Raw genomic sequence first — 23,079 nt, forward strand, 5'->3', positions numbered from 1 at the left:
CCACCCCGGCACCCGCTCCACCGGCAGATCCCCCCGCCTCCTCACCCGGCGGGGGCGGCGGCCGGGTCAAGGGGCGGGAGGCGCGCCGTGAAGACGCATCCGGAGACGCACCGTGGCGGGCGGTGGTCCTGGGGTGGGACGCTCGACGCGGCCGGGTGCCGTATGGGCGCAACGGGCTCCACGGTCACCGGGCTCCACGGCATCAGGGAGGCGAGGATGAGCGGCGGAGCCGATCCGGGGCTCTACGGGCCCGCTTCCGTCACCTGGCAGTGCCACGGCGATCCGGTCATGTGGATCGCCGGGGTGCGCGCTCTCTGGCTCCAGGCCCTGCACCCGCGCGCCGTGCACGCCGTTCTGGCCAATTCCGACTTCCGCAACGACGCCTGGGGGCGGCTGCTGCGCACCGCCGACTTCGTCGGCACCGTCACCTACGGCACCACCGCGGCCGCCGAAGCCGCCGGTGCACGGGTCCGCCGGATCCACGGGGCACTGTCCGCCACCGACCCCGCCACCGGAGAGCGGTTCCGCGTCGACGACCCCGAGCTGCTGCTGTGGGTGCACTGCGCACAGATCGACAGCTTTCTGCACGTCCTGCGCCGCTCCGGGGTCCCCCTGACCCCCGCCCAGGCCGACCGCTACGTCGACGAGAACCGGGTGAGCGCCCGCCTCGTCGGCCTGGACCCGGATGCCGTCCCCGCCGACACGCACGGGCTTGCCGCGTACTTCGAGCAGGTCCGGCCGGTGCTCGCCGCCGGGGCCGACGCCCGTGCCGTGGACGATTTCCTGCGCAGTCCGCCCGTCCCCGCCGTCTTCCTCCCTGGCCGAAAACTGCTGTGGACCCCGCTCGCCGCACTCGCGTACGGCACCCTCCCCGGCCACGCTCACCGGCTGTACGGCAGGCCCGCGCCGCCCCCGCGGACCGTGACTCGGCGCCTGCGCCTCACCGGTACCCTGCTGCGCAGCGTTCCCGCAGGTCTGCGCTGGCAGCTGCCTCCAGGTCACATCTTGAACGCGATGCGGCGCATGGGCCCCGGGAGCCGTCCCTCGGCGTACACACTGCGTGCATCAGCGGCCATACTTGACCGGCCGGGGAGGGCGTAGGACGTAGCACGACAACGGGGGCGGCTTTAAGACATGGCGGAGTCCAGACTGATCCAGGGCCGGTACCGGTCACTCGATCTGATCGGGCGCGGCGGCATGGGCGAAGTGTGGCGCGCCCGGGACGAGTCGCTCGGCCGGCACGTCGCGGTCAAATGTCTCAAACCGCTCGGTGCGGAACGGGACAACCACTTCACCCAGGTCCTGCGCGAGCGCTTCCGCCGCGAGGCCCGCGTCGCCGCCTCCCTCCAGCACCGCGGTGTCACCGTCATCCACGACTTCGGCGACGACAGCGCCGCCGGGGGCCCGCTCTACCTGGTCATGGAGCTCCTCGACGGCCGCAACCTCAGCCAGCTCATGGAGGAGAACCAGGCGAGCCCGCTCCCCGTGGACGTGGTCGTCGACATCGCCGAGCAGCTGGCCGCAGCCCTCGGGTACACCCACGCCCAGGGTGTCGTGCACCGCGACCTCAAGCCCGCCAACATCATGCGGCTCACCGACGGCACGGTGAAGATCTGCGACTTCGGCATCGCCCGCCTCGCCCACGACATCGGGTTCACCGCCAAGCTCACCGGCGGCGGCATGGCCATGGGCACCCCGCACTACATGTCGCCCGAGCAGATCGCCGGCGGCGAGCTCGACCACCGCAGCGACCTGTACTCCCTCGGCTGCGTCCTGTACGAGATCGCGACCGGGGCCCCGCCGTTCGACCTCGGCGACTCCTGGTCGGTGCTGGTCGGGCACCGGGACAACGTGCCCGTGCCGCCGCGCCGGCACCGCCCGGAGCTGCCCGAGTACTTCGAGCAGGTCGTGCTGGAGCTGCTGGCCAAGTGCCCCGACGACCGGCCCGGCGACGCCCGCGACCTGCACCGCCGGCTCGTGGAGGACCGCCTCCACGCCGGCATGCCGTCGTCCGGCCACGCCCCGCCGCTGCCCGTCTGGGCGCAGGACATGACCGCGGGCCGCAAGGCCGGCATCGACGCCCGTCCCGCGAGCGACGAATGGGCCGTGCTGACCGGCTCCTGGACGGCGGCGCGCCCGAGCGGCGGGCACCGGATCCTGCGCCCGGCCGCCTCGGAGGACCCGCGGCTCACCGCACCGTACGGGGTGCCCCGCGCCACCGTCTTCGACGGCTCCGGCGCGGGCACCGCCACGGGCATCGGCATCGGCACGGGGCTCGACGCGCTCGGTGCCGACGGCTTCGACTCCGACACCGGCTCCGCGGCTGCGCTCGCCGCCGGCCACGCCCGGGCCTTCGCCCTCAGCCGGGCCGGCCGTCCAGAGGAGGCGCTGGCCACGTACGAGGCCGTGGCCCACGGCCGCACACGGCTCCTCGGCGCGGACCACCCCGACACCCTGGCCGCGCGCCAGGAGGCCGCGTACGAGCTGGGCAGGCTGGGCCGCCACCAGGAGGCGTTCGACGTGTACCGGGCGGTGCTCGTCGGCCGCGAACGCAGCATGGGCCCGCTCCACCGCGACACCCTGCACTGCCGCCACAACCTGGCCTGCGCCCTCGGGGCGCTGGGCCGGTACGCCGAGGCGCACCACGCCGCCGCCGAGACGGCCGCCGACCGGGCGGTCGTCCTGGGCGCCGAGCACCCGGACACGCTGCTGACCCGGTACGAGGCGGCGTACGCGCTGGGCCGTCTCGAACGCTGGGAGGAGGCCCTCCAAGGCTTCCGTGAGGTGGCCGCCGCCCGGGAACGGGTGATCGGCCGCGACCATCCCGACACGCTCGCCGCCCGCTACGAGGTCGGCATCGCGCTCGCCCGCACCGGCCGAGTCGCCCAGGCCCTGGACCTGTTCCGGGGCCTGGTCCGCGACCGCACCCGGGCGTACGGCGCCGCCGATCCGGAGACGCTCCGCGCCCGGCACGTCCTCGGCGTCAACCTGGGCCGGCTCGACCGCTGGGAGGAGGCGGTCGACGAGGCCCGGCAGGTGGCCGGGGCCCGGGCGCGGGCGCTCGGCGCCGAACACCCCGACACCCTGGTCAGCCTGCGCGAGCTCGCCGTCGGCCTCGGCCGGCTGGGCCGCTGGGACGAAGCGCTGCCCCTCTACCGGGAGATCTCCGGTGTCCGCGAGCGCTCCCTCGGCGACGACCACCCGGAGACGGTCGCGGCCCATGCCGACGAGGCCCACTGTCTGGAGCGGCTCGCCCAGGTGTGCTACCAAGAGCCATGACGACCTTCGGGCGGGACGCGCACGGCGACGGCGGCAACGGCAGGGGCGGCGAGGGCGACGGCGGCGGTGGTCTCCGCCGGGACGTGTACGACGACGTGATCGTGGGCGGCGGGCACAACGGCCTGGTCGCCGCCGCGTACCTGGCCCGGGCGGGCCGTTCGGTGCTGGTCCTGGAACGGCTCGGCCACACCGGCGGGGCCGCGGTCTCCACCCGCCCCTTCGCGGGGGTCGACGCCCGCCTGTCGCGCTATTCCTACCTCGTGTCGCTGCTCCCGGCGAAGATCGTGCGCGATCTGGGGCTGGACTTCGCGGTCCGCCGGCGCGCGGTGTCCTCGTACACGCCGGCCGAGCGCGGCGGCCGCCCCGGCGGGCTGCTCGTCGGTGCCGACGAGGGCCGCACCCGGGAGTCCTTCGCGCGGCTGACCGGCTCGGAGCGGGAGTACGACAGCTGGCGGGCCTTCTACGGGACGGTCCGGCAGGTCGCCGGGAAGGTCTTCCCCACCCTGACCGAGCCGCTGCCCACACGGGCGCAGCTGCGGGACCGGATCGGCGACGAAGAGGCCTGGCGAATGCTGTTCGAGGAGCCCCTCGGGCGGGCCGTCGAGGAGCACTTCGCGGACGACCTGGTGCGGGGCGTGGTCCTCACCGACGGCCTCATCGGCACCTTCGCGGACGCCCACGCCCCCTCCCTCGCCCAGAACCGCTGCTTCCTCTACCACGTCATCGGCGGCGGCACGGGCGACTGGGACGTCCCCGTCGGCGGCATGGGCGCCCTCACCGATGCGCTGGCCGGGGCCGCACGGGCCGCCGGCGCGCACATCGCGACCGGGCACGAGGTCCTGCGCATCGACACCGACGGCACCGGGACCGAACCCGCCGAGGTGGTCTTCCGCACGGCGACCGGCGAGGGGCGGGTCGCCGCGCGCACGGTGCTGGTCAACGCCTCCCCGCGGGCGCTGGCCGAACTCCTCGGCCAGGAGCCGCTGTCGCCGCCCGCCGAGGGCGCCCAGCTGAAGGTGAACATGCTGCTGCGGCGGCTGCCCCGGCTCCGGGACACCTCCGTCGACCCCCGCGAGGCCTTCGGCGGCACCTTCCACATCGCCGAGGGGTACGCCGAACTGGCGCGGGCCCACGCCGAGGCCGCGGCAGGGGAGCTGCCGTCCGTGCCGCCCTCGGAGATCTACTGCCATTCGCTGACCGACCCGACGATCCTCGGCCCGGAGCTGGTGGAGCAGGGCTACCAGACGCTGACGCTGTTCGGCCTGCACACGCCCGCGCGGCTGTTCGAGAAGGACAACCAGGGCACCCGGGAAGTGCTGCTGACCGCCACTCTCGCCCAGCTCGACGCGCACCTCGCCGAGCCGATCACCGACTGCCTCGCCTTCGACGCGGACGGCCGGCCCTGCATCGAGGCCAAGACCCCGCTCGACCTGGAGCGCGAACTGCGGCTGCCCGGCGGGAACATCTTCCACCGGGAGCTGTCCTGGCCCTACCGGGACGCGGACGCCGGGGACGCCGGCGCCTTCGGCACGGGCCGGTGGGGCGTGGAGACCCCGTACCCGAACGTCCTGCTGTGCGGGGCCGGCGCCGTGCGCGGCGGCGGTGTGAGCGGCGTCCCCGGCCACAACGCCGCGATGGCGGCGCTGGGGCGCTGAGCCGCGGGGTGTGCCGCCGCTACCGGGCGGGAGCGTCCGCCGGTTCGATGACGACGATCGGGATCTCGCGCTCGGTGCTGCGCTGGTAGTCGTCGTACGCGGGCCAGTGCCCGACCATGACCGGCCAGTACGCGGCGCGTTCCTCGGGCGTGGCCGTACGGGCCCTGCCCTGCATGACCTTCGGGCCGACCTGGATGCGCACCTCGGGGTGGGCGACCAGGTTCCGGTACCAGAGCGGGTGCTCGACGGAGCCGCCCCGCGACGCGACGACGAGGTAGGCGCCGTCGGCCTCGCCGTAGATGAGCGGGGTGCGCACCGGGTCTCCGGAGACCCGGCCGAGGGTGGTGAGGAGGAGCGTCTGGGTGCCCCGCCAGAACTGGCCCTCCGCCCCCTTCGACTCGACGTACTGCCTGACGTGGTCGAGCTGCCAGCCCGGCCGGGGGTCCTTCGGGTTGTCCCAGTCGATGTCCGTGCTCGTCATGTGCTCCTGCCTGCCTTCGCTGCGGGTGCGGCCATGGATCAACACGGGTGTCAACGGCGGCGGGGGCGGTCTTATGCCGGGACGGGCACCCCCGGAAGGGTGAACCCGTCGAACAGGTCGTCCATCGCCCGCTGCCGGGCGCGCTCCGGGACGACCCGGACGGCGAGGTCGCGGGCGGCCACCGCGAGGGGGTGGGCCTGGGCGGCCACCCGGCCGGCGCGCCGGGACCGGACCCGGATCGCGTCCGTACGGGCGCACCGGGCCGCACTGTAGGCGGCGAGCGCAGCGGGGATCCCGGCTTCCGATCCGGCCGCCGCGTCGAGGAGGTGCGCCAGGACGACGGCGTCCTCGACGGCCTGGCAGCCGCCCTGGCCGAGATTGGGGGTCATGGCGTGCGCGGCGTCGCCGAGCCAGGCGATCCGGCCGTGGTGGAAGCGGGGGAGCGGGGCGGCCAGGTCGTACAGGTCGTGCTGGAGGACGGCCGCGGGGTCGATCCGCCCGATCAGCGCGGGGATCGGGTCGTGCCAGGTGCCGTAGCGGCGCAGGAGTTCGGCGCGGACGTCCGCGGGCCGGTACCCCTCGGGGACGACGGCGGTGGCGTACAGGTACGCGCCGCCGTCGCCGAGCGGGACGATGCCGAAGCGCTCGCCTCGGCCCCAGGTCTCGGCGGTGGCCGGCAGGGGCGCCGGGATCTCGGCGGCCGGCAGCACGGTGCGCCAGGCGGTCTCCCCGCTGTACCGCAGGCCGGGGTGGTCCGGGAAGTACCGGCGGCGCAGCGCGCTGTGGATGCCGTCGGCGGCGAGGACCACATCGGCGCGGAGGTCGCCGGCGGTGGTACGGACGAGCGGGGCGCCGTCGGGGCCGTCGACCCCGGTGACGGCGGCCCCGTACCGGATCACCCCCGCCGGGAGTTCGGCGGCCAGCCCGGCGGCGAGGGCCGGGCGGTACACGGCGAGCGGGGGCCGGCCGTAGCGGGCCGTCAGCGCGGCCGTGCCGGAGCGGCTGAGCCAGCGGCCCCCCTGCCGGCGCAGCCCCATCGCGGCCGGGACGGCCCGTCCGGCGGCGCGGCCGGCGTCGAATCCGACGGTGTCGAAGGCGCGCAGGGCGTTGGGCGCGAGGACGATCCCGGCACCGGCGGCGGACGGCCCCGGTGCCCGCTCGCACAGGGTGACCCGCCAGCCGCGGCGGTGCAGGGCCACCGCCGCCGTGAGCCCGCCGATCCCCGCACCCGCCACGACCGCATGACGCTGAGGCATGCCCGTCCCCTCCCGGTCCGAACGCCGTATCCGGCACCTGCCCTCTACATCCGTAGAGGGTCCTGCGGATCCACTCTACATCTGTAGAGTGGATCCATGTCCACCCCTGACGCCGGCCCGTCCTCCGCAAGCTCCGACCCCCGCCCGGGAGCCGCGGACCGCAGAACGCTGATCGCCGACACCGCGATCGAGCTCGTGGCCGCCGCCGGCCTGCGCGGCCTGACCCACCGGGCCGTCGACGGCGCCGCGCAGCTGCCGCCGGGCAGCACCTCGTACTACTTCCGCACCCGCACCGCCCTGATCGGCGCCTGCTACCAGCGCCTCGCCGAACTGGACGTGGCGGACTACGGGCGTGCGGACCGCCCCGCACCGGCCGGCCGGGACGAGGTGGCCGCGGCCTCCGCCGCGCTGCTGCACCGGTGGCTGACCACCGGCCGGTCCCGGCAGCTGGCCCGCTTCGAACTCAGCCTGGAAGCCGCCCGCAACCCCGAACTGGAACCGGAGTTCGCGCGCGCCGGCCGGGCCGTCCGCGCTTGGGCGGCCGCGATCCTCGGCGAGCTGGGCGCACCCCGGCCCCAGGAGGCCGCCGAACTCCTGGTCGCCTGGACCGACGGACTCCTCCACGACCGGCTCGTCGGCGCCCTCGCCCGCTCCCGACCGGTCCCCGACCAGGCCGAACTGGCCGCCGTCGTACGCCGGATGCTCGACGCAGCCCTCGACTGACGCGCCGGCGCCCCGGGATCGGGGCGTGATCGCCGAACTGCAGTGCGTGGCGCCGGACAGCCCCCGCCGCAGTCCCCGGCGGCCGCCGCCGTGCTGCCGCACGCAGGCGGTGCGCCCCCCGCACGACGGGAAGTTGCTCTGGTGGCGCCGCCGCGGCATCTCCTACCATCGGAACAGCCGACGGGGGAGGAGGCGTGCATGGCAGCACCAGTGGGGCGGCTGGAGCGCTTGGTGGCGTGGGTGCTGCGCAACGCCGACGTCGTGGTCGCCCTCTGCGTCGCCATGGGCGTCGGGTTCCTGGAGATCTTCGGTGACGTCGTCAGCGACGACGTCTCCTCCGGAGCCACGCTGGTCGTCCTGGGCCTGCTCGCGACCGGGTCGATCGTGGAGCGCGTACGCCGCCCCGCCGCCATCCAGGACGCGATGCTCGGCACCCGGCGGGCCCTGGAGGACCTCGCCATGGTGCGCTCGCTCTCCGGCAACGAGGTCGGCGAGGCACTGCGCAAGGCCCGCCAGCGCACCAACCTCTGGTATTTCAAGGGCGGCACCGGGACCTACCTGCGGGCCGTCACCCTGCCCCTGTGCGTGGCCGCGGCCAAGGAGCAGCGGTCCCAGCTCAACGTGAAGATCGACATCGTCAACCCGGCCGACGAGCGGGCCTGCTCCGCGTACGCCCGGTTCCGGCAGATGTTCGGCGGGCAGCGCCGCGGCGACGAACCGTGGACCACCGACCGGGTCCGCCGGGAATCGTACGCGACCGTCCTCGCCGCCTGCTGGTACCAGCGGCAGCTGACCACGCTGGAGATCAGCGTGCACCTCTCGTCCGCCGTGCCCACGCTGCGCTTCGACTTGTCCGAAACCTGCCTCGTCATCACCCAGGACGACCAGTCCAGGGTCAACCTGCTCGTGGAGCGGGGGCAGCCGCTCTACGACTACTACGTGACCGAGCTGCACCAGAGCCGGGAGCAGGCCACGGTGCTCGACCTGCGCGTCGCGTCACCGCTCGGCCAGGAGCCCACCGTCGACGAGGTGCGCACCCTCTTCGACGAACTGCGGCTCCCGCTTCCGCGCGTGTTCACCGACAGCGACATCGGCAAGATCATCGAGAAGGCCCTGCACGCGGAGGACCCCTACAGGAGGTGAGGCGCTCCGGCGCGCCCCCATGGACCACGAGCTCGAAAGGACACTCGTCACCCTGGAGGAGATCGCCTCCGGGGAAAGGCAGTTACGTGCGGTTCGCCACCCCCTCGGATTCCTCTGCCTCCCCCTGCTCAGAGAGGATCCCCGCGGCATCTGCGTGCACCTCTTCGAGGCGGGCGACCGCGCCGAGCCGGGCGCGTCCCCGCTGCACGCCCACAGCTGGGAACTCCGCAGCCGCGTGCTGTACGGGCGGGTGGCCAACCTTCCCGTACACGTGCGGTCGGTCGGCGACGGGGAGGAAGACGCCACCCACCGCGTGTTCGAGGTGCACAGCCGCAGCGACGGCGTCGACGAGATCCGCCCCACCCCGCTCCTCGTGCGCAGCGAGCTCGGCCCTGCCCACATCACCTCCCGGGGCGAGACGTACACCCTGACCGCGGGCGAGTTCCACGCCACCGCCCTGGAGGGCCCGGAACCCGCGGCCACCCTGGTCCACGGGCTGTCCGTACCCGGACAGGCCGACCTCTCGCTCGGGCCGGTCGACGGCCGCGCCCGCCGCACGACCCGTCGGCTGTGCGACACCGAACTGACCGTGCGCAGCGTCCACGCCGTCCTCAGGAGGATCCATGCCGAACAGCGGGCTGCCTGACTTCGACCACGAACGGCAGGTCGCCGTCGCCGCGGCGGAGGAGGCGGGCGGCCTGCTGCGGAGCCGCTTCGGCACGGCGCGGTGCCTGCGGACCAAGGGCGACAGCGGCGACGTACAGGTCGACCTCGACCTCGCCGCCGAGGAACTCGTCCTCAGCCGCATCCAGCACCACTTCCCGCACGACCGGATCCTCTCGGAGGAGGCGGGTCTCCTCGAGGCCGCCGGCGAACGCACCTGGCTGGTCGATCCGTTGGACGGCAGCAACAACGTCGCGATCGGACTGCCCGCGTTCGTGGTGGGCATCGGCCTGTGCCTCGGCAGCACCCCCGTCATGGGCGTCGTGCACGAACCGGTCACGGGGGAGACCTGGCACGCGGTCAGGGGCCACGGGGCGCACGGGCCGTCGGGGCCACTGCCGGGCCCCAGCCCCATCCTCCCGCGCACCGGGCCCGTCGTCGCCTGGACCCAGGGATACGCCGTGGGCCGCGGCGACGCCACCGCCAAGGCGCTGCGCGGGGCGCTCGAACCGGGCTGCCGGCGCGTCCTGCAGCTGTGGGCGCCGCTGCTCGGCTGGAGCCTGCTGGCGCGCGGCACGATCGACGCCTTCGTCGGATACCGCGCCGAGGGCGTGGACCTGCCGACCGGCGCGCTGCTCGCGGCCGAGGCGGGCGTCGACCTGCGCACCCTGTCCGGGGCGGAGTTCCGGCCCGGCTTCGCCGGCGACGACACCGGGCGCAGCTTCGTGGCCGCGCGCGGCGGGACCCTCGCGTACCTGCTGCGGGAGGTGGGGGCCGCGGTGGAGCGGACGTCAGGCTGACCCCGCCGCACCGGACCGTGCGGACCGTGGCGCTGCCAGCCCGGCCCGGTGCGCCCGCTGAACCGTGCGACGGGCCCGAACGGCGGGCCGTCGGGGCGGACCTAGGCGGTGGCCGCGAGGGCCACCGTCGCCGCCAGCGTGCCCGACACGGCCAACACCAGTCCCGTGCCGAGGAAGCGGCCCAGGTCGATCCGCGTCCCGTGCCAGCGGCACCGTTCGAACCACAGCAGCGTGGCCAGTGAGGCCCACGGCGTGACGACGGGGCCCACGTTGACACCGATCAGTTGGGCCAGCAGCTGCTGGTGATTGGCCTCGGGGATCGCGGCCTCGCCCGCCATGTAGGCCGGGAGGTTGTTCAGTATGTTGGAGAAGCCGGCGCCGACCGCGGCGGACCTCAGCATCCCCACGGGGCCGTTGTCGGAGCCGATCGCCGTCGCCAGTATCTCCTGCAGCCCGTGCGTGCTGGCCGTCTCCACGACCAGGAACATGCCCGGTACGAGGACGAGGAGCCGCCAGGGGATCAAGGAGAGGCGGAGCGTGTCCCGGCTGCGCACCGCGAAGGCCGCCACCACCACCAGTGCGGCGGTGAGCGACGCCGCCCACAGCGGCACGTCGGCGAGGATGGCCAGCAGGAATCCGGCGCACGCCACCGCGCACACCCGGAACAGGACCCGGTCCGCCGGACTCGGTGGCGACGGCGGCTCGTAGCGGAGCTCGCCGCGGGCGCCCAGGCGCCAGTAGAAGCCCCACAGACAGGCCATCGTGACCGTTATGGCCGCCAGCTGCGGCGCCCACATGGCGGCGGCCATCTCCGACGGGGCCAGCGCCACCCGGTCCGCGGCCAGCAGGTTCGTCAGGTTCGACACGGGCAGCAGCAGGCTCGCCGTGTTCGCCAGCCACACCGTGGTCATCGCCAGCGGTACGGACGCGATGCCCACCCGGGTCGCGAGCGCCAGCATCACCGGGGTCAGCAGCACCGCCGTGGTGTCCAGGTTGAGGGTGATGGTGGTGAGGGACGCGAACGCCACGCACAGCCCGAACAGGAGGGGGTAGTTCCCCCGGCCCGCGCGCGCCACCCAGGTGGCGAGCACGTCGAAGACCTCCGCCTTGCCCGTCAGTTCGGCGAGGACGATGACCGTGGCGAGGAAGACCAGCAGGGGGCCGATGCGTTCGACCACGTTCCCGGCCGGGCCCGCGGGGAGGAGGCCCGTGGCAACGCAGAGCACGCCGAGCGCGAGCAGCCCGCCGGCCAGCCAGTCGAGTCCATGCAGACGTCTGAGGAAAGACACGGCGAACAGACTCGCACACACACGCGCAGGACCGTCAGACGGCCGTGGGCGGAACAGGGCGGACGGCCCCGGCGGCCGTCGGGGGTGCTCGGGCCGTCCTTGCCGGAACAAGGTCGACTGCGGCCGCCCGGCCCTACCATGGATCCATGATGACGGACGGGCAATTCGGCGCTCCCGCAAGAGAGTTCGACTTCTTCATCAGCTACTCGCCGGCAGACGAACCATGGGCCGCCTGGATCGCCTGGACCCTGGAGGAAGCCGGCTACCGGACGGTCGTCCAGGCCTGGGACTTCGTGCCGGGAACCAACTTCATCGACTTCATGGACCGCGGGGTCAGCGAGTCCGTGGCGGTCGTCGCCGTCCTGTCCCGCCACTACGAGCGCTCCACCTACGGCCGCATGGAATGGCAGGCCGCCCTCCGCGCCTCGCCCGAGTCGCCCGAGCGGCGCCTGCTCACCGTGCGCGTGGACGAGATGCCCGTAGAAGGGCTCCTCGCCACCATCACCTACGTCGACCTCGTCGGCGTCGCCGACCCCGACGCCGCCCGCTCCCTGCTGCTCACCAGGGTCGAGCAGGCAGTCGACGGGCACGCCCGCCCGGGCCGCCGGCCCGGCTACCCGGGCGGCGCGACCACCCCCGCCCGGCACCCGGAACAGCCCAACCCGGCCCGGCCGCAGCCGAGCGCGCTCGCAGGCCCCGGCTGGCCCGGGCGCCGCCGCCCGGCCAGGGCGCCGCTCTACCCGCAGGCCTCGCCGGCCGGCGGCAGCACCCGGGACGCCGTCACCGTCCTGCACCTGGCCGGGCCCGACTTCGGGCGCGGCCGCGAGCCCGACTCGCTCAGCCGGCAGATCCGCGGCGACCTCATCATGCTCAGGGACGCCGGAGCACCCGCCCCCGACCTGATGGTCGTCACCGGGGACCTCACCGCGTCCGGCAGCCCCCGCGAATGCGACCAGGCCCTCAGCTTCCTCACCACCCTGCGCTCCCAGCTCGACCTGTCCCCCCAGCGGGTGATGGTGGTGCCCGGCGCGCAGGACGTGAACCAGGCCGCCTCCCAGGCCTACTTCCACACCTGCGAGGCCGACGAGGTCGCGCCGCAGCCGCCGTACTGGCCGAAATGGCGCCACTACACCCGGCTCTTCCGCGGTCTCTACCAGGGCCTGGACACCGTCTTCGACAGCGACCAGCCGTGGACCCTCTTCCCCGTCCCCGAACTGAGCACCGTCGTCGCCGGCTTCAACTCCACGATCGCCTACAGCCACCGCCCCGAGGAGCAGTACGGGTTCATCGGCCGCGACCAGGCCGCCTGGTTCGCCGAGGCCATGCGCACGTACGAGGAAGAGGGCTGGCTCCGCATCGGCGCCCTCCGCCACCCCCTCACCGACGGCCGCCGCCCCGGAGACGCCGTCGGCGGCCCCGGCGGGCTGAAGGACGCCGACACCCTCGCCCGGCTCGCCGCCCCCCGGCTGCACCTGCTCCTGCACGGCCCGACCGGCGGCCCCCGCAGCACCACCGCCGACCCCGGCCGCTCCCGGCTCGCCGGCCCCGCCGGCGGGCTCCCGCTGTTCGGCTCCGCCGCCCCCGCCCGGTTCCAACTGCTCCAGGTCACCGCCGACGGCGTCACACGCTGGGACGACCGGATCACCGGCGCCGGCGAGCACTTCCCCGCCGAGTGGCGGCAGACCCGCCGCGTCTTCCCCGTCCCCGAACTCCCCGCCGTCATCCACGTCGAACGCAACCGGGGCCGGGCACCCCTCGACGACCCGGCCGCCTCGCTCGCCGAGCGCGTCAAGGAGGTCTGCCGGGTCCGCAGGGAAGGCGTGCGGCTGCGCGACATACCGCGCCGCGAACCGGGCGACATGGTGCAGATCATGGCCACCTGGCGGGAAGCCGACGACGGCGTCGTCCGGCAGCAGCGCATAGCCGTCCACCCGGGCACCCCCGCCGAGGACGAACTCGACCGGTTCATCACCCAGGTCCACGCCACCGACCCCGGCTCCGAGGCCGTCCTCGTCTACGGCGGCGAGGCACCGAACGGCGCCCTGCGCCAGCGGGCGGCCCGCCACGGCGTACAGGTCAGGGTACGCAGCTTCATCGAGTTCCAGGGCCTGCTCGACCTGCGCGGCTACGTCGCCGCCCAGACCGCCCGGCTCGTCGCCAGCGAGCAGTACCCGCCCTCCCTCTACCTCCCCCAGCGCTACCGCGACGCCGATCGCCCCGACGGCCAGGAACGCGACGGCCTCGTCGAGGAGCTGCTGGAACTCCTCGAATCCGACCACGGCCGGTTCGTCCTGCTGCTCGGCGACTTCGGACACGGCAAGACCTTCGCCCTGCGGGAACTGGCCCGCCGCATCGCCGGACAGCTCCCGCACCTGACCCCGCTGCTCATCCCGCTCAACACCCTCGACCGGGCCCACAGCCTCGAAGGCCTGGTCGCCGCCCACCTCGCCGGCCACGAAGTCGACACCATCGACCTGCGGGCACTGCGCTACATGCTCGCCCAGGGCCGCGTCGTCCTCCTCTTCGACGGCTTCGACGAACTCGTCCACCGCGTCAGCTACGACCGCGCAGCCGACCACCTCCAGGTCCTCCTCGACGCCGCCGTCGACAGCGCCAAGATCGTCGTCAGCAGCCGCACCCAGCACTTCAAATCGCACGCCCAGGTCCTCACCGCCCTCGGCGAACGCGTCGGACTGCTGCCCCAGCGCCGCATCCTGTCCGTCGAGGGCTTCACCCCGGCGCAGATCCGCTCCTACCTCGGCCGCAGCTACGGGGACGAGCACGCCGCCGACCACCGCTACCGGCTCCTGCGGAACATCCCCGACCTGCTGATGCTCTGCCGCAACCCCAGGCTCCTCTCCTTCGTCGCCGGCCTGAGCCAGGACCAGCTCAGGGCCGTCGCCGGAGCGGGGCGCGCGCTCAGCCCGGCCCGCCTGTACGAGGACGTGTTCACCGCCTGGCTGGAATACGAGGAGGCGCGCGGCCAGGGCGGGCCCGGCGCCCCGCCCGGGCTCACCCTCACCGAGCTGTGGGCCGCGGTCACCGCACTGGCCTGGCGGCTGTGGGAGACCGGCCGCACCGCCCTCCGTCTGGACGAGCTCACCGAAACCGTGGCCGCCACCCTCAGCGAGCTCACCGAGTCCCCGCTCACCCCCGCCGAACGCGCCCAGGCCGTCGGCGCGGGCAGCCTGCTCGTACGCAGCGACGACGGCGTCTTCCAGTTCATCCACGGATCCGTCATCGAATGGCTGGTGGCGCGGGAAGCCGCACGCCAGCTCGGCCGCGGGCAGCACGCCCTGCTCTCCGCCCGCCCGCTCAGCCAGCTCGCCGTCGAGTTCTTCTGCGACCTCGCCGACCACGAGCAGTGCGCCCGCTGGGTCCGCGAGGTCCTCGACTCACCCGGACGCGGGGTCAGCGACGCCGCCCGCGCCAACGCCGTCCGCATCAGCGACCGCCTCCGGGTGCCCGCCAACGCCGACCTCCGCGGCGCCCGGCTGGCCGGCGAGGACCTCTCGCACCGCGACTTCTCCGGAGTCGACCTCACCGACGCCGACCTGACCGACGCCCGACTGATCGGCGCCAACCTGTCCGGCGCCCTGCTGCGGGGCACCCTGCTCGCCGGCGCCCGCCTCGACCGCGCCGACCTGAGCCGGGCCGACCTGACCGGCGCCAACCTCAGCCGGGCCCGGCTCACCCGCGCCGACCTGCGGGGCGCCCGGCTGGCGGGCAGCCGCTGGCACCGGGCCGCGCTCATCGACGTGACCATGGACGACGACGTGCGGGCCGTCCCCGAACTCGGAACCGCCGCGATCGCCCCCGGCATGCCCGTCGACGCGGGCCTGCGTCCCTCGGCGGTCGGCGTCCCGTACGGCTTCGGCATCCGCACCAGCCGCCTCCCCGAACCCATCGCGTACAGTCCCGACGGCGAACTCCTCGCCGTCGGCAGCGAGGACGGCTCCATCCTGGTCTGCGGCGGCGACGACGGCCGCGCGGTGCGCACCCTCCAGGGCCACGAAGGCCGCGTGTACGCCGTGAAGTTCCGCGCGAACGTCATCGCCACCGGCGGTTCCGACGGCGTCGTCCGGCTCTGGGACCCGGTGACCGGGGCCTGCCGCCACCGCCTGGACATCCACCCCGACGGGGTGTGGCCGCTCTCCCTCGACCCGGACGGCACCCTGCTGGCCACCGGCGACGGCGAGGGCCTCGTCACCGTCTGGGACGTGGCCACAGGCGCGCCCGTGCACCGGCTGCCCGGCCACACCGCCCCCGTCTACACAGCCGTCCACGGCCCCGGCGGCACCCTGCTCACCGGCGACGCCAACGCCCGGGTGCGCCTCTGGGACCTCGCCACCGGCCGGTGCGTCCGGGAGATCGGCGGCCATGAAGGGGCCGTCTACCGCGCCCGGTTCAGCCCCGACGGCACGCTCTTCGCCACCGCCGACCGGGGCGCGGCCGGGCAGGGAGGCACGGTCCGGGTCTGGCGCACGGCCGACGCGCGGCTGCTGCACGAGTTCACCGGACACACCGGCCGCGTGTACGTCCTCGACTTCCACCCCGACGGAAACCTCCTGGCCAGCGGCGACACCGACGGCCAGGTGCGGCTGTGGGACCCCGTCGTCGGCACCCCCGCCGGAACCCTCGAACGCAGCACCGGCGCCGTCTACCAGGTGCTGTTCGCAGACGACGGCAGGCTCCTCGCCGCCTGCGACAGCAACGGCACGGTCCGGCTGTGGACGGTCGCCAACCGCCCGCACGGGTACACGGTCGCCCTCCACCCCCAGCAACCCACCGAGCACCGCGGCACCGCCTGGGCCTGCGCCTTCCGTCCCGGCGACAGCCAGCTGCTCAGCATCGGCAACGACGGCGGCGCACAGATCTGGGACGCCGCCACCGGCCAGGGCAAGCGCATCCTGCGCGGCCACGGCCGCCGGATCAGCGGGGTCGCCTTCAGCGCGGACGGCGCGCAGCTGGCGACCGCCGGCAACGACGGCGTCGTACGGCTGTGGGAAACCCGCAGCGGACGGCGCACCCAAGAGCTCCTCGGGCGCGGTGACCGGCTGGTCTCGGCCGCGTTCAGCCCCGTCGAACCCCTCCTGGCCACCGCCAGCAACGACGGCGACATCTACCTGTGGGACCCGGCGGGCGGCACCTACATGCGCGAACTCGACGCCGAGACCGAGCACGTCTGGGCGGAGGCCTTCAACGCCGACGGCACCCTCCTCGCCACCGCCAACGACGACGACTCCGTCCGGGTCTGGTTCCGCCCCACCGGCTCCCCCGTCTCCACCCTGGACGCGCACCGGGGCCGGGTCCGCTCGATCGCCTTCCGCTCGGACGGCGACACCCTGGCCACCGGCTGCGACGACAGCTTCGTCCGCGTGTGGGACGCCAGGAGCGGCCGGCTCACGGCGGAGCTCGGGGGGAGCGGCGGTGCCGGGCACGCCGACCGCGTGTACGGCGTCGCGTACGGGCAGGGGAGCGGCGGCTGGCTGGCGAGCGCGAGCTGGGACGGCACCGTCATCGTCTGGCGCGACGGGCAGCCGGCCCTGCGCCTGCGCGGGCGCGGGGGCCGGCTGTGGGCCGTGGCCGCCCATCCGGCCCGGCCGCTGTTGGCCGCCGCGGGCGACGACCGCAGCGTCTGCCTGTGGGACGCCGGGACCGGCGAGCACGTCGCCGACCTCGTCGGCCACACCGGCCGGGTGCTCTCGCTCGCCTTCTCCCCGGACGGCACCAGCCTCGCCAGCGGCGCCGAGGACGGCACGGTGCGGCTGTGGAACCTCCCGGCAGCGGGAGCGGAAGCGCCGTCGCTGCGCGCCACCCTGATGGGGCTGGCGGGCGGCTGGGCGACGCTCACCCCGTCGGGCGGCTACAAGTACGAAGGCGACGTGGCCGGCGAGTTCTGGCACGTCGTCGGAATGTCCCGGTTCACCCCGGGAGAGCTGGACGACTACCTGCCGAGCATCCGGCGGCTTCCGCTGGGGGAGGAGCTGTGAGCGGGTGTGCGGGGCAAGGGCGGGGCCTGCCCGCCGCGTGATCCGGTGCGGCGGCGCCCCCGGGGGCCGGGGGCGCCGCCTGCGTGTCAGTCCGCCGAGCGGGTCCAGCCGACCGCGCGGACGGTGGAGGCATCGGTCGGGCGGTCCTCCGAGAACAGCAGCCGGGCCCGTTCCGCCACCCGTACGACGTCCACGTACACCCCCCGCCCCACATGGCGGCCGGTCGCGGCGTGCCGGAAGCGCAGGTGCACCGGCCGGCCCGCCCAGGCCGTGAGGGGCGCCTCCAGGCGGTGCCAGATGCGGCCCGACCAGCCGTCGGCACGGCCTTGCGGCCACTGCTCCGGGGAGCCGCCCGTGGTGCGGACCGTGCTGAACGGCAGCGGCTCCCAGACCGTGCCGTCCGCCGAGGCCTCCAGGTGGAAGGCGCCCTCGCCGGGCACGGTGTCCCACCACACGGCGCAGCGCAGCCTGGCCTCGGCGGTGGCCGGGGTGAGCGGGGGCAACGTCAGGGTGCCGGAGGCGCCGGGCTCCATACCGGAGAACCAGGCCGCGCCGCCGTGCCGGGTCCGGACGGGGACGGCACGGGCGAAGCGGTTGCCGACCGCGACCCGTGGGGCACTGCCGGCCCGCCAGGTGCGGACGGGGTGTACGGAGTTGCCGAGCAGGACGAGGAAGGAGTCGGTGGAGGGGTCCAGGACGAGGGAGGTGCCGGTGAATCCGGTGTGGCCGGCGGAGTGCGGGGTGGCCATCGCGCCCATGTACCAGTGCTGGTAGAGCTCGAAGCCGAGGCCGTGGTCGTCACCGGGGAAGGCGGTGTTGAAGTCGGTGAAGAGCAGTTCGACGGAGGCGGGGCGCAGGATGCGCTTGCCGGCGTGGATCCCGCCGTCGAGGAGGGTGCGGGCGAGGACGGCGAGGTCCCAGGCCGTGCCGAAGATGCCGGCGTGGCCGGCGACGCCGCCGAGGGCGTGCGCGTTCTCGTCGTGGACCCGGCCCCAGACCAGTCCGCGGTCGAGGCCGGACCAGGGCGGGCGCTGGACCTCGGTGGCGGCCGTGACGCGGCGCCAGGAGAGCGGTGGGTTGTAACGGGTGCGGTGCATCCCGAGGGGGCCGGTGATCTCGTCGTGGAGCAGGAGATCCAGAGTGTGGCCGGTGATCCGTTCCAGGAGCAGCTGGAGCGTGATGAGGTTGAGGTCCGAGTAGCGGTACACCGACCCGGGCGGCTCCTGCGGTCGCACGGACCACAGCAGCCGCAACTGCCCCGCACGGTCGGGCTCCTTGTAGAACGGCGCCCACGAGCGCAGCCCCGAGGTGTGGGTGAGCAGCTGCCGGACCGTGATCAGCTCCTTGCCGCCGCCGGTGAACTCGGGCAGGTACCGGTCCACCGGAGCCTCCAGCTCCAGCCGGCCGCGCTCCATCTGCTGCACCGCGAGCAGCGAGGTGAACAGCTTGGTCAGCGATGCCAGGTCGAAGACGGTGTCCTCCGCCATCGCGATGCGCTGCGCCGCCGGGAACTCCCGGGCGAGGTCGGTCCGGCCGTCGTAGTCCTCGTACCGCACGGCGCAGCCCATCGCCCGGTGCAGGGCGATGGTCCGGCCACGGCCCGCGAGGACCACTGCCCCGGCGTAGTAGGGGTGCAGGGGGGACGGGTCGAGGAACCGCCGGGCCTCCTCCGCCACCTGCTCCAGGTGCCGCTCCAGCAGCCCGGCCTGGCGCGCGGACCCGTACCGCAGGCGCAGCCCCTGGAGCGCCCGCCGCTCGGCCGGGTTGCCCGCGGCCCCCGCGGCCCCGGGCAGTGCCCCGTGCAGCAGCAGCACCCCGCCCAGCGCCAGCAACCGCCCCCCGAGCCGCCGCCGGCTCAACCCGACACCGGTGCCGCTGCCGCTGCTGTCGTCGTCCTGCCCTCCGCCTCCGTTGCCGCCGGCGGCGGGCACGGCCTCCTCGGCGCATGCCGTCGTGCGGCTGTCGGTGACACCGCGCGGGGGACCGCCGCCGCCGTGCCGGTGGTTCCCGACGTGGGCGCCTGACAGGGCGGCAGAAGCGATGCGGTGGCGGCGTGCGGTCCCGTCGCCGTCCACGCGGCTGTCGCCGTTGCCGTCGCTGCCGGAGGCAGCGATCCCGGCGGGGGCCGCGCGCCCGTCGGCGGCCGGCGGGCCGGATGCCGCGGCGCTGCCGTCCCTGCGGTCCCGGGCTGCAGCCCGGACGTGGTCGGGGGGCGCTTCTGCGGCCCGGACGCGGTGCGCCGTGCCGTCCCCCGTGCGTGCCTCCATGGTGGGCCTCCTGTCCGCCCGATCGGCTCTCGAAGTATCTGCCCGCCCGCGGCGCGCACCCCGCATCGACCACCCGTCAAAGAATCTGACGAGGCATCAGAAAACCCCTTCCCTCGGCCGCCGGGCTGCGGCATGCTGCCGCCCATGCAGACGGAGCTGAGCACGAGACTGGGAGTCGAGCACGCCCTCTTCGGCTTCACCCCCTTCCCCGCCGTCGCCGCGGCCATCACCCGCGCCGGCGGCTTCGGCGTGCTCGGCGCGGTCCGCTACACCGCCCCGGACGACCTGCGGCGCGACCTCGACTGGATGCAGGCGCACACCGACGGCAAGCCGTACGGCCTCGACGTCGTCATGCCGGCCAAGAAGGCCGTCGACGGCATCGGCGAGGCCGAGATCGAGGCGATGATCCCGGCCGGGCACCGCGACTTCGTCCGCGACACCCTCGCCGAGCACCACGTCCCCGAGCTCCCCGAGGGCGAGGCCTCCGGCTGGCGGATCACCGGCTGGATGGAGCAGGTCGCCCGCGCCCAGCTCGACGCGGCTTTCGACTATCCCGTCAAACTCCTCGCGAACGCCCTCGGTTCCCCGCCCCCCGACGTCATCGCCCGCGCCCACGACCGCGGCGTCCTCGTCGCCGCCCTCGCCGGGAGCGCCAAGCACGCCCGCCGGCACGCCGACGCAGGCATCGACATCGTCGTCGCCCAGGGGTACGAGGCCGGCGGCCACACCGGCGAGATCGCCACCATGGTGCTCGTCCCCGAGATCGCCGAGGCCGTCGCCCCGCTCCCCGTCCTCGCCGCCGGCGGCATCGGCAGCGGCGAGCAGATCGCCGCCGGACTCGCCCTCGGCGCGCAGGGCGTCTGGCTCGGCTCCCTCTGGCTGACCACCACCGAGGCCGACCTGCACTCCCGCGCCCTCACCGGGAAGCTCCTCGCCGCCGGCTCAGGCGACACCGTCCGCTCCCGCGCCCTCACCGGCAAGCCCGCCCGCCAGCTGCGCACCGAGTGGACCGACGCCTGGGACGACCCGGACGGCCCCGGTGCCCTGCCGATGCCCCTCCAGGGCCTGCTGGTCGCCGAGGCGCTCTCCCGCATCCAGAAGTACGAGGTCCAGCCGCTGCTCGGCACCCCCGTCGGCCAGATCGTCGGCCGCATGAACGCCGAGCGCAGCGTCCAGGCCGTCTTCGACGACCTCACCCGCGGCTTCGAGAAGGCCGTCGACCGCATCAACCGCATCGCCGGCCGAGCCGTGTGAGAGGGGTGACCCACGTGAGCAGCGTGACGGGCACGAACGGGAACGGGAGCCCGAAGGGCAGCGGAAGCGGGAGCGGGACCGCAGGCGGCAGTGCGAGCGGCGCCGGACGGCAGACCGCGGGAGGGTTCTGGGCCCAGGCCGCCGCCGACGCGCAGCGGGTCGTCCTGGTCACCCCCCAAGGGGAGGAGTGGACGGCCGGCCGGCTGCACGCCGACGCCAACCGCCTCGTCCACGGCCTGCGCGCCGCCGGGCTGGAGCGGGGCGACGCGTTCGCCGTGGTCCTGCCCAACGGCGTCGAGTTCCTGACCGCCTACCTCGCCGCCACCCAGGCCGGCTTCTACCTCGTCCCCGTCAACCACCACCTCGTGGGCCCCGAGATCGCCTGGATCGTGTCCGACTCCGGGGCCAAGGTCCTCATCGCCCACCAGCGCTTCGGGGACGCCGCCACCGCGGCGGCCGACGAGGCCGCCCTGCCCGCGACCCACCGCTACGCCGTCGGCACCGTACCCGGCTTCCGCCCGTACGCCGGACTCCTCGACGGCAGGCCCGGCACACCCCCCGAGGGGCGCACCCTCGGCTGGGTCATGAACTACACCTCGGGCACCACCGGCCGCCCCCGCGGCATACGCCGCCCGCTGCCCGGCAAGACCCCCGAGGAGACCCACCTCGGCGGCTTCCTCGGCATCTTCGGCATCCGTCCGTTCGACGGCAACGTGCACCTGGTCTGCTCGCCGCTGTACCACACGGCGGTCCTGCAGTTCGCCGGCGCCTCGCTGCACATCGGCCACCCGCTGGTGCTGATGGACAAGTGGACGCCGCAGGAGATGCTGCGGCTGATCCAAGTCCACCGGTGCACCCACACGCACATGGTCCCCACCCAGTTCCACCGGCTGCTCGCGCTCCCGGAGGCGACCCGGTCGGCGTACGACGTGGGCTCCATGCGGCACGCCGTCCACGGCGCCGCCCCCTGTCCGGACCACGTCAAACGGGCGATGATCGCCTGGTGGGGGCAGTGCGTGGAGGAGTACTACGCGGCCAGCGAGGGCGGCGGCGCCTTCGCCACCGCCGAGGACTGGCTGAAGAGGCCGGGGACGGTCGGCCGGGCCTGGCCGATCAGCGAGCTCGCCGTCTTCGACGACGACGGCAACCGGCTGCCGGCCGGGGAGGTCGGCACCGTCTACATGAAGATGAACACCGGCGGCTTCAGCTACCACAAGGACGAGGGCAAGACGCAGAAGAACCGCATCGGGGACTTCTTCACGGTCGGCGACCTCGGGCTGCTGGACGAGGAGGGCTACCTCTTCCTCCGCGACCGCAAGATCGACATGATCATCTCGGGCGGGGTCAACATCTACCCCGCCGAGATAGAGGCCGCGCTCCTCACCCATCCGGCGGTCGCCGACGCCGCCGTCTTCGGCATCCCGCACGCCGACTGGGGCGAGGAGGTCAAGGCGGTCGTCGAGCCGGCCGACGGCCACGTGCCGGGGGAGGCGCTGGCCGCCGGGGTCCTGGCGCACTGCGCGGGCCTGCTGGCCGGCTACAAGCGGCCCAGGACGGTCGACTTCATCGCGGAGATGCCCCGTGACCCCAACGGCAAGCTGTACAAGCGGCGGCTGCGCGACCCGTACTGGGAAGGCCGCGACCGGGCGGTCTGACCGCTTGGTCCGACCGGCGCAACATCGAGGGCCGGCCGGAGTATCGGGCGGCGGTGCCTGCGGCGGAATGCGCGAGGGCAACGGTGAGATGGCGCAGCGGACCAGAACGTCCGCATCTCGTGCCACTCTCACCGCACTCCCCGGGCCGCCGTACGGGCCGGGGAGGTAAGGAAGTCATGAACGCGAGTACCACCTCCCGCCGCTCACGGCACCGGGCCCTGGGCGTGGCGGCCCTCACGGCGGCGGCCGTCACCGGCCAGCTGCTGGTCATGTCCCCACTGGCCCAGGCGGCCGGAGACCCCGCGGCCCGTGCGGTCACCTCCGCCAGGGACCTGCTGGAGCCGCCGCCGGGACACGACGAGCCCCCCCGGGCCGAAGACCTCCGCCCGGAGGACGGGCCGCCGCCCGGGGCCGACGAGTCGAAGCCGAAGCCGAAGCAGAAGCAGGAACAGAAGCTTCCGCACCACGGGGTGCAGGAGTACACCAACGACGGGACCTTCGTGCCCCCGCCGGGCGTGACCTCGGTGTTCATCCAGGCCTGGGGTGCCGGCGGCGGGGGTGGCGGCGGCGGTGGCGGCGGCAGCGGCACCAACGTCGGTTCCGGCGGCACCGGTGGTGGCG

14 protein-coding genes and 1 pseudogene are annotated in these 23,079 nt (G+C 74.6%); 11 read left to right on the forward strand and 4 right to left on the reverse strand.

The genetic code is table 11. The features are described from left to right. Positions 1-216 precede the first annotated feature (216 nt). The 3 genes from HYE82_RS17710 (at position 217) to HYE82_RS17720 (ending at position 4,934) form a co-directional block, all read left to right on the forward strand. Positions 217-1,101: an oxygenase MpaB family protein gene (locus HYE82_RS17710; protein ID WP_179175054.1), complete on the forward strand. Its 885-nt coding sequence runs from the start codon at positions 217-219 to the stop codon at positions 1,099-1,101. 33 nt (positions 1,102-1,134) lie between these two features. Next, positions 1,135-3,279, forward strand: coding sequence for a serine/threonine-protein kinase (locus tag HYE82_RS17715; protein ID WP_179175055.1), 2,145 nt, complete (start codon positions 1,135-1,137; stop codon positions 3,277-3,279). Positions 3,280-3,362: 83 nt separating this feature from the next. Continuing rightward, positions 3,363-4,934 (forward strand): NAD(P)/FAD-dependent oxidoreductase, encoded by a 1,572-nt coding sequence (locus HYE82_RS17720; protein WP_309144355.1) that lies wholly within the window; start codon positions 3,363-3,365, stop codon positions 4,932-4,934. 19 nt (positions 4,935-4,953) lie between these two features. On the opposite strand, the gene HYE82_RS17725 is transcribed toward HYE82_RS17720, so the two are convergent. Both HYE82_RS17725 and HYE82_RS17730 read right to left on the reverse strand, forming a co-directional pair. Then, positions 4,954-5,415 carry a nitroreductase family deazaflavin-dependent oxidoreductase gene (locus HYE82_RS17725; protein WP_179175057.1) on the reverse strand — a complete coding sequence of 154 codons (462 nt, stop codon included), beginning with the start codon at positions 5,413-5,415 and terminating at the stop codon, positions 4,954-4,956. Positions 5,416-5,486: 71 nt separating this feature from the next. Then, positions 5,487-6,671 (reverse strand): FAD-dependent monooxygenase, encoded by a 1,185-nt coding sequence (locus tag HYE82_RS17730; protein WP_179175058.1) that lies wholly within the window; start codon positions 6,669-6,671, stop codon positions 5,487-5,489. A 96-nt stretch (positions 6,672-6,767) separates the two neighbouring features. Here HYE82_RS17730 and HYE82_RS17735 point away from each other — a divergent pair, with 96 nt between their 5' ends. The 4 genes from HYE82_RS17735 to HYE82_RS17750 all read left to right on the forward strand — a co-directional run bounded on the left by HYE82_RS17735 (position 6,768) and on the right by HYE82_RS17750 (position 10,000). After that, positions 6,768-7,394: a TetR/AcrR family transcriptional regulator gene (locus HYE82_RS17735; RefSeq protein WP_179175059.1), complete on the forward strand. Its 627-nt coding sequence runs from the start codon at positions 6,768-6,770 to the stop codon at positions 7,392-7,394. 198 nt (positions 7,395-7,592) lie between these two features. Continuing rightward, positions 7,593-8,537, forward strand: coding sequence for a hypothetical protein (locus HYE82_RS17740; protein ID WP_179175060.1), 945 nt, complete (start codon positions 7,593-7,595; stop codon positions 8,535-8,537). A gap of 19 nt (positions 8,538-8,556) precedes the next feature. Then, on the forward strand, positions 8,557-9,183 hold the full coding sequence (locus HYE82_RS17745; protein ID WP_179175061.1) for a hypothetical protein: 627 nt from the start codon (positions 8,557-8,559) through the stop codon (positions 9,181-9,183). Continuing rightward, positions 9,161-10,000 (forward strand): inositol monophosphatase family protein, encoded by an 840-nt coding sequence (locus HYE82_RS17750; protein WP_179175062.1) that lies wholly within the window; start codon positions 9,161-9,163, stop codon positions 9,998-10,000. Before HYE82_RS17745 ends, HYE82_RS17750 begins: the two co-directional genes overlap by 23 nt. A gap of 101 nt (positions 10,001-10,101) precedes the next feature. On the opposite strand, the gene HYE82_RS17755 is transcribed toward HYE82_RS17750, so the two are convergent. Continuing rightward, the gene (locus tag HYE82_RS17755) at positions 10,102-11,289 is read right to left on the reverse strand and encodes an SLC13 family permease (protein ID WP_179175063.1); all 1,188 of its coding nucleotides are present in this window, start codon (positions 11,287-11,289) and stop codon (positions 10,102-10,104) included. A gap of 146 nt (positions 11,290-11,435) precedes the next feature. On the opposite strand from HYE82_RS17755, the gene HYE82_RS17760 reads away from it, so the two are divergent. Beyond that, positions 11,436-17,282 (forward strand): TIR domain-containing protein, encoded by a 5,847-nt coding sequence (locus tag HYE82_RS17760; RefSeq protein ID WP_179175064.1) that lies wholly within the window; start codon positions 11,436-11,438, stop codon positions 17,280-17,282. An 86-nt stretch (positions 17,283-17,368) separates the two neighbouring features. On the opposite strand, the gene HYE82_RS17765 is transcribed toward HYE82_RS17760, so the two are convergent. Then, positions 17,369-19,549, reverse strand: coding sequence for a serine hydrolase domain-containing protein (locus HYE82_RS17765; protein ID WP_179175065.1), 2,181 nt, complete (start codon positions 19,547-19,549; stop codon positions 17,369-17,371). A gap of 144 nt (positions 19,550-19,693) precedes the next feature. Between HYE82_RS17765 and HYE82_RS17770 the strand changes: the two genes are divergently transcribed. The 3 genes and pseudogenes from HYE82_RS17770 to HYE82_RS17780 form a co-directional block, all read left to right on the forward strand. Next, complete coding sequence (locus HYE82_RS17770) at positions 19,694-20,803, forward strand: nitronate monooxygenase family protein (protein WP_179175066.1); 1,110 nt, start codon at positions 19,694-19,696, stop codon at positions 20,801-20,803. A gap of 14 nt (positions 20,804-20,817) precedes the next feature. After that, positions 20,818-22,458, forward strand: coding sequence for an acyl-CoA synthetase (locus HYE82_RS17775; protein WP_309144354.1), 1,641 nt, complete (start codon positions 20,818-20,820; stop codon positions 22,456-22,458). 176 nt (positions 22,459-22,634) lie between these two features. Beyond that, a pseudogene (locus HYE82_RS17780) lies at positions 22,635-23,079 on the forward strand (hypothetical protein); the annotation flags it as partial.

The organism is Streptomyces sp. BR123, assembly GCF_013401435.1.
Lineage (GTDB): Bacteria > Actinomycetota > Actinomycetes > Streptomycetales > Streptomycetaceae > Streptomyces.

Coding starts and splice junctions, on each gene's coding strand:
- HYE82_RS17710 (WP_179175054.1), top strand. CDS start 217: ATGAGCGGCGGAGCCGATCCGGGGCTCTACGGGCCCGCTTCCGTCACC.
- HYE82_RS17715 (WP_179175055.1), top strand. CDS start 1,135: ATGGCGGAGTCCAGACTGATCCAGGGCCGGTACCGGTCACTCGATCTG.
- HYE82_RS17725 (WP_179175057.1), bottom strand. CDS start 5,415: ATGACGAGCACGGACATCGACTGGGACAACCCGAAGGACCCCCGGCCG.
- HYE82_RS17730 (WP_179175058.1), bottom strand. CDS start 6,671: ATGCCTCAGCGTCATGCGGTCGTGGCGGGTGCGGGGATCGGCGGGCTC.
- HYE82_RS17735 (WP_179175059.1), top strand. CDS start 6,768: ATGTCCACCCCTGACGCCGGCCCGTCCTCCGCAAGCTCCGACCCCCGC.
- HYE82_RS17740 (WP_179175060.1), top strand. CDS start 7,593: ATGGCAGCACCAGTGGGGCGGCTGGAGCGCTTGGTGGCGTGGGTGCTG.
- HYE82_RS17745 (WP_179175061.1), top strand. CDS start 8,557: ATGGACCACGAGCTCGAAAGGACACTCGTCACCCTGGAGGAGATCGCC.
- HYE82_RS17750 (WP_179175062.1), top strand. CDS start 9,161: ATGCCGAACAGCGGGCTGCCTGACTTCGACCACGAACGGCAGGTCGCC.
- HYE82_RS17760 (WP_179175064.1), top strand. CDS start 11,436: ATGATGACGGACGGGCAATTCGGCGCTCCCGCAAGAGAGTTCGACTTC.
- HYE82_RS17765 (WP_179175065.1), bottom strand. CDS start 19,549: ATGGAGGCACGCACGGGGGACGGCACGGCGCACCGCGTCCGGGCCGCA.
- HYE82_RS17770 (WP_179175066.1), top strand. CDS start 19,694: ATGCAGACGGAGCTGAGCACGAGACTGGGAGTCGAGCACGCCCTCTTC.